General features: G+C 69.1%; 6 protein-coding genes and 1 pseudogene. 5 read left to right on the forward strand and 2 right to left on the reverse strand.

Annotation, left to right across the window (positions count from 1 at the left end; translation table 11 throughout):
- The first annotated feature begins 17 nt into the window (after positions 1 to 17).
- Together U9J41_RS21500 and U9J41_RS21505 are read left to right on the forward strand one after the other, a co-directional pair.
- Positions 18 to 947: a M48 family metallopeptidase gene (locus U9J41_RS21500; protein ID WP_322404202.1), complete on the forward strand. Its 930-nt coding sequence runs from the start codon at positions 18 to 20 to the stop codon at positions 945 to 947.
- A 9-nt stretch (positions 948 to 956) separates the two neighbouring features.
- Complete coding sequence (locus U9J41_RS21505) at positions 957 to 1,898, forward strand: RluA family pseudouridine synthase (protein WP_322404203.1); 942 nt, start codon at positions 957 to 959, stop codon at positions 1,896 to 1,898.
- Positions 1,899 to 1,967: 69 nt separating this feature from the next.
- On the opposite strand, the gene U9J41_RS21510 is transcribed toward U9J41_RS21505, so the two are convergent.
- A complete protein-coding gene (locus U9J41_RS21510) occupies positions 1,968 to 6,800 on the reverse strand; it encodes an Ig-like domain-containing protein (RefSeq protein ID WP_322404204.1) in 4,833 nt (1,610 codons plus the stop codon).
- A gap of 157 nt (positions 6,801 to 6,957) precedes the next feature.
- A complete protein-coding gene (locus U9J41_RS21515; protein WP_322404205.1) occupies positions 6,958 to 7,728 on the reverse strand; it encodes an exodeoxyribonuclease III in 771 nt (256 codons plus the stop codon).
- Between the two features lie 196 nt (positions 7,729 to 7,924).
- Here U9J41_RS21515 and U9J41_RS21520 point away from each other — a divergent pair, with 196 nt between their 5' ends.
- The 3 genes and pseudogenes from U9J41_RS21520 to pyrE all read left to right on the forward strand — a co-directional run bounded on the left by U9J41_RS21520 (position 7,925) and on the right by pyrE (position 12,573).
- Positions 7,925 to 10,477 (forward strand): ATP-binding protein, encoded by a 2,553-nt coding sequence (locus U9J41_RS21520; RefSeq protein ID WP_322404206.1) that lies wholly within the window; start codon positions 7,925 to 7,927, stop codon positions 10,475 to 10,477.
- A gap of 131 nt (positions 10,478 to 10,608) precedes the next feature.
- Positions 10,609 to 11,676, forward strand: a pseudogene (locus tag U9J41_RS21525) (MEDS domain-containing protein); the annotation flags it as partial.
- A gap of 240 nt (positions 11,677 to 11,916) precedes the next feature.
- The gene (gene pyrE / locus U9J41_RS21530; RefSeq protein WP_322404259.1) at positions 11,917 to 12,573 is read left to right on the forward strand and encodes an orotate phosphoribosyltransferase; all 657 of its coding nucleotides are present in this window, start codon (positions 11,917 to 11,919) and stop codon (positions 12,571 to 12,573) included.
- Positions 12,574 to 12,581 lie beyond the last annotated feature (8 nt).

Below are 12,581 nucleotides of genomic sequence, written 5' to 3' on the forward strand. Positions count from 1 at the left end.
CCCAGCAGGAGAAAACCATGAACCCCATCCTCAAACGCAGCGCGGCCGTACTGCTTGCGTGGTGCGCCGCCACCCAGGGCGCGTATGCCGCGCGCCCGCAGGAAGACCGCCCGAACCAGGACCAGGTCGTGCAGGACGGCATCGCCGTCAAGCCGCTCAACCGCAACCGGCTGGGCAGCGCATGGCGCGACTTCGCGGCGCCCGAGGAGGCGATCAACCAGCAGTCGGCCCAGCAATACCTGGCGCTGATCGGCAAGGCGAAGCAGGAGGGGGCGCTCGTGCCCGAATCCGATCCGCAGGTGCAGCGCCTGCGCGCCATCGCCAAGCGCATCATCCCGAACACCGTCCGGTGGAACCAGGACGCGCAGCAGTGGAAATGGCAGGTCAACCTGCTGAAGTCCGGCGAAGTGAACGCCTTCTGCATGCCGGGCGGGCGCATCGCCTTTTATACCGGCATCATCGACAAGCTGCGCCTGACGGACGACGAGATCGCGGCCGTGATGGGCCACGAGATCGCGCACGCGCTGCGCGAGCACGGGCGCGACCGCCAGAGCAAGGCGACGGCGACGGGCCTCGTCAGCCAGCTGGGCGGCACCGCGCTGTCGGCCTGGCTCGGCGTGGACGTGCGCGGCGCGGCGAATGCGGTCGGCCAGCTGGCCGTGCTGAAGTTTTCGCGCGACGAGGAACGCGAGGCCGACCTCGTGGGCCTGGACATCGCCGCGCGTTCCGGCTACGACCCGCGCGCCGGCATCGCGCTGTGGAACAAGATGGCCGTCCTGAACCAGAGCGGCGCGCCGATCGAACTGCTGTCCACGCACCCGGGCGGCAGCGAACGCATCGAGCAGATCGAGAACCACATGAACGTCTTGTTGCCGCTGTATGCGCGCAGCAAGGGCGTGCCGGTCGACCGCCTGCCGCCGTACCGCTCCAGCGTCGCGCAGCGCTGACCGGGTCCGATGGCACGTTTCGTCAGGAAGGGTCACCAGGCCGCCGCCAACGCCGTCGTGCCGCTGCCGGTGAAGGACGGCGTGGCGCCCAGTTATCTGTGGATCACGGACACCCGCACCGGCGGCATGCTGGCGTTCCTGGAAGCGCGTTTTCCCGACATCGCGGGCCCGTCCTGGGCCGCGCGTTTGGAGAAAGGCGACGTCGTCGACGGGCAGGGCGAGCGCCTCGGCGCCGACAGCCACGTGCGCCAGGGCATGCGCATCTGGTACTACCGCGAGCTGGAACACGAGACGCCGATCCCGTTCGAGGAATCGATCATCTTCCAGGACGAGCATCTGCTCGTCGTCGACAAGCCGCACTTCCTGCCGATGATCCCGACCGGGCGCTTCCTGCGCGAGACCTTGCTCGTGCGCCTGAAGCAGCGATGCGACCTGCCGCACCTGACGCCGATCCACCGCCTCGACCGCGAGACGGCCGGCGTCGTGATCTTCTCGCACAACCTGGCCACGCGCGGGACCTACCAGTCGATGTTCCAGAAGCGCAGCATCCGCAAGGTGTACGAGGCGCTGGCGCCCGTGCTGGCAGGACGGGACTTCCCGTTCACCTACCGGAGCCGCATGGTCGACGGCGACAAGTTCTTCGTGATGCGCGAAGAGCCGGGCGAGCCGAATTCGGAGACGTTCGTCGAACTGCTGGAAACGCGCGGCGGCGTCGCGCGCTACCGGCTGCATCCGCACACGGGCCGCAAGCACCAGCTGCGCCTGCACATGGCGGCGCTGGGCGTGCCGATCCTGAACGACGCGTTTTATCCGGTCGCGCTGCCGTGCAAGGGCGACGATTTTTCCGCGCCGCTGCAACTGCTGGCGCGCGCCATCGCGTTCGACGATCCGCTCACGGGCGCGCCGCGCAGCTTCGCCAGCACGCGCGCGCTCGACTGGCCGGCGCTGTAGCACCTGTCCGGCACGCGGATGCATGCGAAAACGGGATACCCCCGAACCGGGACAGGTTCCCGGCGCCCGTCAGGCCAATCCGACCGAGAAATTCGAGGTGCCGATGATGGCGACGTTGCCCGCCACGTCCTGGATCGCGTTGTCTTCCACCGCCAGGTGAAAGCTGCCGTTCAGCGTGCCGAGGTTGAGTTCCAGCGTGTTTTGCACACCGTCCGCGTTCGTCGTGATGTCCCAGTTGGTCAGGTCCCACGCATGGTGCGATTTGCCGACGTTGAAGCTGTTCAGCACGTCGATCGCGCCGTTCTGCACGAACACGACAGGTTCGCTGAATTCCAGGCTGTGCCAGTTCGCCGACGATTTCGTGTATGACTGGCTCACGGTGACGGTCGGCGCCGTCGTGTCCACGGTGATCGACAGCGGCGACGAGGCGATGCTCCGGTTGCCGGCCGCATCGACCTGGCGCGCGGTGAGCGTGTGCACCCCGTCCGCGAACGCCTTGTCGGCGCCGGGCGTGAACGACCAGGCGCCGTCGGTGCCGACGTCGGCGCTGCCCAGCAGCGTGTCGCCTTCGTACACCTCGACCTTGCCGCCGGCCTCGAGCGCCGTGCCGGTCAGCGTCGGCGTCGTGTCCGCCGTGATGCCGTCGCTGGCCGAGATGCCCGTGTCGCTGCCCGCGGCCAGCAGCGGCGCGCCGGGCGCGTCGGGGGCGACGGCGTCGATCGTGAACGTGTAGGGCGCCGACAGCTCGCGCGGCGTCACGTTGCTGCTGGTGTCGGCCAGTGCCAGCGTGATCGTGTGCTGGCCGTTCGCCAGGTCCCAGCCCGGCGTGAGATGCCAGGCGCCGTCGCCGCCGGCGGTGGTCGTGCCGAGTACCGTGCTGCCGTCCCACACGGTCACGCTGGTGCCGGCGGCCACGGTGCCCGTGAACGCGGGCCGGGTGAGGTTCGTGATGTTGTCGGTGGCGGACAAGCCGTTGTCGACGCCCGCGTCCAGTGCCGTCACCGCGGCCGCTGTGCCGGCGACGGTGACCGTCAGCGGTTGCGACGGCGCGCTGGCATTGTTCGCGCCGTCGTACTGGACGGCGGTGAGCGTATAGATGCCGTCGGTGCCCAGCACGGCGGTATCGATGGTCCAGTTGCCGCTGCCGTCGGCCTGGCCGCTGCCGGCCAGGTGGTCGCCCGCGTACAGGTCGATCCTGGCCCACGCTTCGGCGCCGCTGCCCGTGATGTTGGGCGCCATGATGCTCGTGATGTCGTCGCCCACGGTGCCCGTGTCCGACCCGGCGGCCAGGTGCGGCGCGGGCGGCGCGTCCGGCGCGTGCGCGTCGATCTGGATGGAGTGGCCGTAGCCGTCGCCGTCGAGCAGGTACCCGAACGTGATGTGCGCCAGGTCGAGCAGGTGGCCGGCATCGTCGGCGAAGTGGCCGGCCAGGTCGGCCTTGCTGGCGATGTCGAGACCGGCGACATCCTGATCGCCGGCCGCCACCTTGTATTCGAACACGGCGGCACGCCGGTCCGCGCTGGTGTTCAGGAACGTGGCCGTGGCGCCGTTGTCGAGATGGAGGACGGGCGCGCCGTCGCCCGCCACGTTGACCGGTTCGCTGAACGTCACGCTGATGTCGATGGTCGCGCCGACACCGTAAGTGCCGCCGCTGCCCGCCGCCAGGCCCGTCGCCGAGGGCGGCGTCACGTCGACATAGGCGCCGGCCGTGTGGAAGCCGATGCCTTCGGACGCCACCTGGTTGCCGGCCAGGTCGGTCAGCGTGTAGGGCAGGTACAGGGAATAGTCGTTGCCCGAACCGAGGTGCAGCTCGTCGGCGGTCAGCGTGATGGTCTTGTGGTCGCTCGAGAAGTCGCTGTCCGCCAGGTCGAGATAGGTGCTGGCGCCGTCGTGGTCGTACAGCTGCAGGCCGTCGCTGGCGCTCTCGCCGTGCGTCCAGTAGACGGCCTTGTCGAACGTGAGGACGAGGTTGCCCGCCACGTCGAACGCGGCGTTGCCGTCGGGTGAGCCGGTCAGGCGCGGGTTCGTCGTGTCGACCGTGATCTGCTTCGATACCGTCACGCTGGCGTGGCCGGCGGTATCGACGATGCTCGCCGTGTATGTGTGCACGCCCTCCGCCATGTACGCTTCGCCCGCGTAGTACCACGCCGTCACGCCGCCGCCCGGCGTACCCACGTGCAGGCCGTACGGGTCGACGTCCTGGCCGTCGTACGTGACCACCAGGTGCTGGGTGTCGGTCAGCGTGCCGACGAAATAGCCCGCGGCGTATTCGTTGCCGGCGTTCGTCACGCCATCGTCGGCGAACGGGCCGGCGTCGTTGACCTCGATGCCGGACACGTACCCGGCCACCGTCGTGTCGAACGTGTAGTTGCCCGAGCTGGCCGTGCCGCTGCCCGCGTTGCCGAGCGCGTCATGCACCTGGGCCAGGTCCACGCTGACGACGTTGGTGCTGTCGACGACGCCCGCGTCGGCCGCGGACAAGGTCGCGTACCAGGTCAGGTTGTCGTCCGAGTGGTGCAGGTTGGCGAGCGTGGCGTGCGGCGCGCTGATGGCGGCCGCGTCCAGTGCCGCCACCGGGGCCGAGAAGTGGATCGTGACGCCGACGCTGGCGCCGTTGACCAGCGCGGCGCCGTCCAGGTCGACCGTGGCGCCGACGTGCTCCATGTTCAGGCCGTAATGCGACAGCGAGGTCGCCGTGCCCGTGCCCGCATTGCCGGCCGCGTCGTGCACCTGGGTCAGGTCTACGCCGAGCGCGTTGTCCTTGCTGCTCGTCGCGCCGGTGGCGGCCGTGAGCATGCCGGTCCACGTCTTGCCGCCGTCCGCCGTCGCGAGCCCGCTCACGTCGGCATGCGGGGCCTGCAGCGCGGCCGCCGTCAGGCCGGTCACGCTTTCCGAGAACGTGATCGTGAAGCGGATGCCGTGCGCCGGGCCGATCGTCGTGTCGTCGAACAGGATGTCCATCACGGTGGGCGGCGTGACGTCGACCGCGGACGTCGTGATGATGCCGCTGCCCGTGTTGCCGAGCGCATCGTGCACCTGCGCGAGATCGAGACTGGCGGTAGCGCCGCCGTTGTCGTCCAGCGGCGTCACCGTCGCCGTCCACGTCAGCCAGTCGGACGAGTGCTGCAGGTTGCCGAGCGTCGCGTCGGGCACCTGCAGGGCGGCCGCCGTCAGGTCCGTCACGGCTTCGTTGAAATGGATCGTCAGGTCGCCGCCGGCCAATGCCAGCGTGGCGGCCGGGCCTTGCGTGTCGACCGCGTATGCCGTGCCGGTTCCGGTGCCGTTGCCGGTGTTGCCGGCCGAATCGACGACCTTCGTCAGGTCGACGCTGACGGCATTGTCGGCCCAGGTGCCGCTGCCGTTGGCCGTGAGCGTCGCGGTCCAGGTCTTGCCGCCGTCGATCGACTTGAGGTCGGCGACGTTCGCGTGCGGCGCGCTGATGGCGGCCAGCGGCAGGTCCTGCAGGGTTTCCGCGAACGTGAACGTCGCGTGGATGCTCCGCCCGCCGCCGAGGATGGCGCCGTCGAGGGCGATGGCGACCGTGTCCGGGGCCTGCGTGTCGACGGCGTAGTTGCCGGAAAACGTGCTGCCGCTGCCGTTGTTGCCCGCCGCGTCATGGATCTGGGTGAGGTCGAGGCTGACCGCGTTGGTCGCGTCGGTGACGCCGGCCTGCGGGGTGAGCGTGGCCGTCCACGTCAGGTAATCGGCCGAGTGCTGCAGGTTGCCAAGCGTCGCGCCCGGCGCGCGCAGGGCGGCCGGCATCAGGTCCGTCACGGCTTCGCTGAAACGCAGCGTCAGGCCGAGGTTGCCGCCCGTGTGCAGGATGCCGCCGTTCAGTTCCAGCTTGGCGGTCGGCCCCTGGGTGTCGACCGTGTAGGCGTCCGAGGCGGCGGTGCCGCTGCCCGCGTTGCCGGCCAGGTCGCGCACCTGGGCCAGGTCGACGGCGAGGACGTTGTCGCCCGCGGTCGTGGCGGCATTGCCGCTCAGCGTGACGAGCCAGGTCGTGCCGCCGTCCGTGGTGTGCAGGTTCGAGACCGCCGCATGGCCGGCGCTCAGGGCGGCCGGGGTGAGGCCGGTGACGGCTTCGGAAAAATGGATGGTTGCGACGGCGTCGTGGCCGGAGGCGAGCAGCGTGCCGTCCAGCGCGACGGTGGCCGTCGGCGCCTGGGTGTCGACCGCGTAGGTGGCCAGGGTGCGCGTGCCGCTGCCGTGGTCGCCGGACATGTCGACCAGCCGGCTCATGTCCAGGCTCAGGACGTTGCCGGCGGCCGTGGTGGGGTTCGGCGGCGTCCCCAGGTGCACCACCCAGGTGATGCCGCCATCGGCCGTCGTGGCGCCGGTGACGGCCGCGTGCGGCGCGCTGAGGGCGCCCAGCGGCAGGTCGGTCACGGCTTCCGAGAACGTCAGCGTGACGGCGATGCTGCCGTCCATCTTGAGGATGGCGCCGTCCGCACCGGCGGAGACGAGCGCCGGACCGACGGTCGGCGTGGGGAACGACAGCAGCGCCGTGGAACGCACGCCCGCGAACGCCACGTGGTCGCTCGACTGCAGCGCGTCCGCGCCCATCACCACGCTGTATTTGTGGCCGGGCAGCAGGTTCGTGACGTGCAGCGTGACCTCGGCCCCGTCGAAGAGGAGGCTGGACGCGGATACCGTGTGGGTGTCGGTCGCGCCGACGACGCGCATCGTGGGCAGGCCGGTCGCGCGGTCGATCACGGTCTGCACGGCGCCGTCCGTGACGATGATCGTGCCGTTGCCGGCCGCCATCGCCTGGTCGAAATCCAGGGTGATGCTCATGTCGCGCGCCGTGCCGGTCGCCTTGACGCCGGGTTGCAGGATCGGCGGCGTGAGGCTCGCGGTGGCGGGGGCGGTCGTGGTCGGGGCGGTGGGCTGAGTGGTCATGATCGTTCGCGGACAGTTTTTGGCACCGTGGAAAAAGATTCCGTACGGAAAGCTTAGCGGACGATCATATCAACAAACCACTTCCCGATCTTCAGAAAGTGTGTAAGTTGATGTTTTTACGACATTCTTCGCGATAAATCCCCTCGCCCGGGGGGAATCAGAGCGCGTAATCGATGATCAGCGGCGCATGGTCCGAAAACCGCTCGTCCTTGTAGATCGCGACCGCGTGCGCCCTGGCGGCGATGCCCGGGGTGGCGACGTGGTAATCGATGCGCCAGCCCACGTTCTTCGCCCAGGCCTGGCCGCGGTTGCTCCACCACGTGTACTGCTCGGGGCGCTGGTCGATGCCGCGGTGGACGTCCACGAGGCCCAGTTCGTCGAAGATGCGCGTCATCCAGGCGCGTTCCTCCGGCAGGAAGCCCGAATTCTTCCGGTTGCCCTTCCAGTTCTTGAGGTCGATTTCCTTGTGCGCGATGTTCCAGTCGCCGCAGATCACGATCTCGCGGCCTTCGGCCTTGAGCGCCTGCAGGTGCGGCAAAAACACTTCCATGAAGCGGAACTTGGCTTCCTGGCGCTCCGGGGACGACGAGCCGGACGGGCAGTACACGGAAATGACGGTCAGATTGCCCACGTCGGCGCGGGTGTAGCGGCCTTCGTTGTCGAATTCGACGCAGCCGAATCCCGTCTTGACGGCGTCCGGCTTCGTGCGGCTGTAGACGCCGGTGCCCGAGTAACCCTTCTTCTCGGCATAGTGGAAATGGCCGTGGTAGCCGTGCGGCGCGAGGAATTCCTCGGTCATGTCGGCCTGCTGGGCTTTCAGCTCCTGGACGCAGATGAAATCGGCGTCCTGGCCGGCCATCCAGTTGAAGAAACCTTTTTTATGGGCGGAACGGATGCCGTTCAAATTGGCGGAAATAATTCTTGGCATGGGAACGAAAGGGCGGCGCACACGATAAGGGCAACAGTGTAGCGTGTTTTGACATGTATCAACACATTCATGCCGAATGTTACCGCTGACAGCACGGAGCAGCGCGCGATACAAATGTTAAGAAAATCGCACAACATGCTAAGCTCCAATGCTGTGCCCGATGGGCGGGCACGTTCACCGTGCACAAGGAGCCAGCGTGCTGATCAGATCAGATGATCTGCTGTCGGGAAAACACGGCAGGAGCGGCCATTTCGTGAGGTTTTACGACGACGGCGACGTCATGCTGGACGAAGTCGCGACGTTCCTCGCCCAGGCCGTGCGCACCGACGGCAAGGGCATCGTGATCGCCACGCAGGACCACATCGACGTGCTGCGCCGGCGCCTCGGCCCGGCGGCCGTGCGGGTGTCATGGATGGATGCCGACGCCGCGCTGGCGCAGTTCATGGTCGACGGCTGGCCGGACGCGGCACGCTTCGAGGCCGCGATCGGGACCGCGGTCGCCGCGGCCTGCGCCGGCGGCGCCACCGTGCATGCATTCGGCGAAATGGTGGCGTTGCTGTGCGCGCGCGGCTGCCACGATGCCGCGCTCGAGCTCGAGGCGCTGTGGAACAAACTGGCCGAGCAGCACGTCTTCTCGCTGTTCTGCGCCTATCCCTGGGATGCGTTTCCGACGCCCGACCTGGCGCAAGCCTTCCGCCAGGTGTGCGCACAGCACGACCATGCCTGCGCCGACACGGCGCTGGTCCTGCCGGCCGAGGGCGACGCCGATATCGGCCGCCTGCGGCTCGAGCAGGAGGTGCGGGCGCTGCGCGCCGACGTGGCCCGGCGCAAGGACAGCGAACGGGCGCTGCGCCGCAGCGAGCGCGAACTCGCGGACTTCGTCGAGAACGCGGTCGAGGGCCTGCACCGCGTCGGCGCCGACGGCACCATCCTGTGGGCGAACCGCGCGGAACTGCAGATGCTCGGCTACGGCTGGGAGGAATACGTCGGCCGCAACATCACCGAATTCCACGCCGACCGGCCGGCCATCGACGACATCATCACCCGGCTCGCGCGCGGCGAAACGCTGTACGACCATCCGGCGCGGCTGCGCTGCAAGGACGGGTCGATCAAGCACGTGCTGATCCACTCGAACGCCAGCTTCGAGGACGGCCGGCTGCGCTACACCCGCTGCTTCACGCGCGACGCCACCGAGCGGCGCGAACGCGACATCGCGCTCGCGCAGCGCGACCGCATGCTGCTCGACGCGCCGGTGGCGGCGGCCCTGCTGATGGGCCCGGACTTCGTCGTCGGCCTGGCCAACCGCTGCTACCGCGAGCTGGCCGGCCGCGACGTCATCGAAGGACAGCCGTTGCTGCAGGCGTTTCCGGAACTGCGCGGCAGCGAGATCCACCACCTGCTCGACCAGGCGCACGGCAGCGGCCGGGCGGCGCGCGCGGAAGAGCTGCGCGTGCTGCTGCGCGACACCGCCGGCCGCGAGCACGAACGCTTCCTCAAGTTCAGCGTCGAGCCGCTGGCGGTGGAGGAGGGCGAGGAGCGCGGCATGATCGTGGTTGCCGTCGACGTCACCGAGCACGTACGCACCCGCCAGGAGATCGAGCACGCCCACGCCGAGCGCGCCGAGCTGCTGGCCGAACTGACGGCCGCCAGCCGCGCCAAGGACGAATTCCTGGCGATGCTCGGCCACGAACTGCGCAACCCGTTGTCGCCGATCGTCAGCGCGCTGGAGCTGATCCGCATGCGCGGCGAGACCGGTTCCGTGCGCGAGCGCGAGGTCATCGAACGCCAGGTCCAGCACCTGGTGCGGCTGGTGGACGACCTGCTGGACGTGTCGCGCGTCACCCGCGGCAAGGTGGAGCTGAAGTGCGAACGCGTCGAGCTCGCCCAGCCGCTGGGCAAGGCCGTCGAGATGGCCCGGCCGCTGCTGGAACAGCACCGCCACCGGCTCGACGTCGAGATCGAACCGGGGCTGGCCTGGGAAGGCGATCCGATGCGCCTGGCCCAGGTGGTGTCGAACCTCTTGACCAACGCGGCGCGCTACACGCCGGCCGGCGGCCACGTCGTGCTGCGCGCGCGCGGCGAGGACGATGCGCGCTTGCGCATCGACGTGAGGGACACCGGCATCGGCATGAGCCCGGAACTGCGCGCCCAGGTGTTCGAGCTGTTCTTCCAGGGGAAGCGCGACATCGACCGCGCCGAGGGCGGCCTGGGCATCGGGCTGGCGCTCGTCAAGAACATCGTCGAGCTGCATGGCGGCAGCGTGGAAGCGCACAGCGCCGGACCGGGCATGGGCAGCGAATTCGTCGTGCTGCTGCTCCGGCGCACGCCGGCGGCAGGCGCGGCGCTTGACGTGCCGCGCCTGCTGTCCGCCCCGGCGGCGGAACGGCGCCGCGTCATGCTGGTGGACGACAACGTCGACGGCGCCGACACCCTGGCGCGCCTGCTCGCCGCGCACGGCCACGAGGTGCGGGTCTTCCACGAACCGGTGGCCGCACTTGCCGCCATTCCGGGCTTCCTGCCCGACCTGGCGGTACTGGACATCGGCCTGCCGGTCCTCGACGGCTACGAAGTGGCGCGCCGCCTGCGTCCGCTGCTGGACGGCCACCCGTGCCGCCTCGTCGCGCTGACCGGCTATGGCCTGGCCGCGGACCGCGCGCGCAGCGCCGAGGCCGGATTCGATGCGCACCTCGTCAAACCGGTCAATCCCGATCTGGTGGTGCGGCTGGCCGGGGGACGCAGCACCGTCTGAGCGTCGGTGTTGTGCCGGTGGGAAACTTCGCGAAGTCCGGACGTAACGTGTTTTGATCCAAATCAACACCGTTACGACCTGCCCAGATGTTGTCGTTTTGCTCGCTAGAATGACATCCCTGTAATGTTTCTATGCGCGACGTCAACGCCTCCTTCCACCCACCAGAGACCCAAGTGCTGATCAAGACCGATGACCTGTTGTCCGGAAAACATGGCAAGACGGGGCATTTCGTCCGTTTTTACGACGACAGCGACACACTGCTCGACGAAGTCGCGTCCTTCATCGAGCGGGGATTGCGGGCACGGGGCCGCGGCATCGTGATCGCCACCGGCGCGCACGCCGACGCGCTGCGCCGCCGCCTGGACGAGCTGGCGGGCGCCGAAGGGCGGGCGGCGCCGCCGTCCTGGGACATCGTGTGGCTCGACGCCGAAACCACGCTGGCGCGCCTGATGGCCGGCGGCTGGCCCGACCGGACCCGCTTCGAGTACGAGGTCGGCCGGATCGTGGCCGAAGCGCGCGCCGGCGGGGCGCCCGTGCACGTGTTCGGCGACATGATGGCGCTGCTGTGCGCGCGCGGCCGCTACGATGCGGCGTTGCATCTGGAGCGGCTGTGGAACGAGCTGACGCGCAAGCTCGATTTTTCGCTGTTCTGCGCGTATCCGTGGGGCCTGTTTCCGACGGCCGACGTGGCGCACGTGTTCCGCCAGGTGTGCGCGGAGCACGACCATGCGTGCGCGGACGCCGCCGCCCCGCTGCCGCCCGGGCGGGGCGTCGACATCAACCTGGTCAGGCTGGAGCAGAAGATGCATGCGCTGCAGGCGGAGGCGGCACGCCGCCGGCAGGCGGAAAAAGACCTGCTCCGGCGCGAGCGCGAATTCGCCGACGTCGTGGAGAACGCGGCCGAAGGCCTGCACCGGATCGGCGCCGACGGCACCATCCTGTGGGCCAACAAGGCCGAGCTGCAGATGCTCGGCTACCGCTGGGAAGAATACGTCGGGCACCACGTCGCCCGCTTTCACGCCGATGCCGCCGCCGCCGACGACATGCTGGCCAGGCTCGCGGCCGGAGAAACGGTGCTCGACGAGCCGGCGCGCCTGCGCTGCAAGGACGGCTCGATCCGGCACGTGGTCGTCCGCTCGAACGCCTGCTTCGAGGACGGCCACCTGCGCTACACCCGCTGCTTCACGCGCGACGTCACCGACCAGGCGCGCAGCCTGGACGAGATCGCGTGCGCCAGCGCCCGCCACGCCGGACTGGTGGCCGCGCTGGAGGCGGCCGGCCGCGCCGAGGAGGCATTCCTCGCCATGCTCGGCCGGTCGCTGCGGGCGCCGCGCACCGAACGGCGGCTGCGGCGCCTCGCGCGGCTGGTGGAAAGCCGGCTTCGCGGGTGCGCGCGGGGCGGATTACAATACCGGTTTTCACAGTTCGAGGGTCGTGTCGTGGACAATCTGCGCCAACAGTTCATTGCGTTTTCAGTCGAAGCCGAAGTCTTGAAGTTCGGCCAATTCACCACCAAGGCGGGCCGCCAGTCGCCGTACTTCTTCAACGCCGGCCTGTTCCACGACGGCGCCACGCTCGGCAAGCTCGCCGGGTTCTACGCCCAGACGCTGCTCGATTCCGGCCTCGAATTCGACATGCTGTTCGGCCCCGCCTACAAGGGCATCACCCTGGCATCCGCGACGGCCGTGGCGCTGGCGGCAAAAGGCCGCAACACCTCGTTCGCCTACAACCGCAAGGAAGCCAAGGACCACGGCGAGGGCGGCACGATCGTCGGCGCCAGGCTGGCCGGCCGGGTCGTCATCATCGACGACGTGATTTCGGCGGGAACGTCGGTGCGCGAATCCGTCGCGATGATCCGCGCCGCCGGCGCCGAACCTGCCGCCGTGCTGATCGCGCTCGACCGCATGGAACGGGGCGGCAAGGACGGCGTGCTGTCGCCGCTGTCGGCCGTGCAGGAAGTCAGCCAGACCTACGGCATCCCCGTCATCTCGATCGCCAGCCTCACCGACCTGTTCGGCTACCTGGAGGCCGATCCGAAGCTGGCCCAGTACAAGGACGCCGTGGCGGCGTATCGCCAGCAATACGGCGTGGTGTGATCCCGCGT

The sequence above is a fragment of the Massilia luteola genome (assembly GCF_034420155.1).
GTDB lineage: Bacteria > Pseudomonadota > Gammaproteobacteria > Burkholderiales > Burkholderiaceae_D > Telluria > Telluria luteola.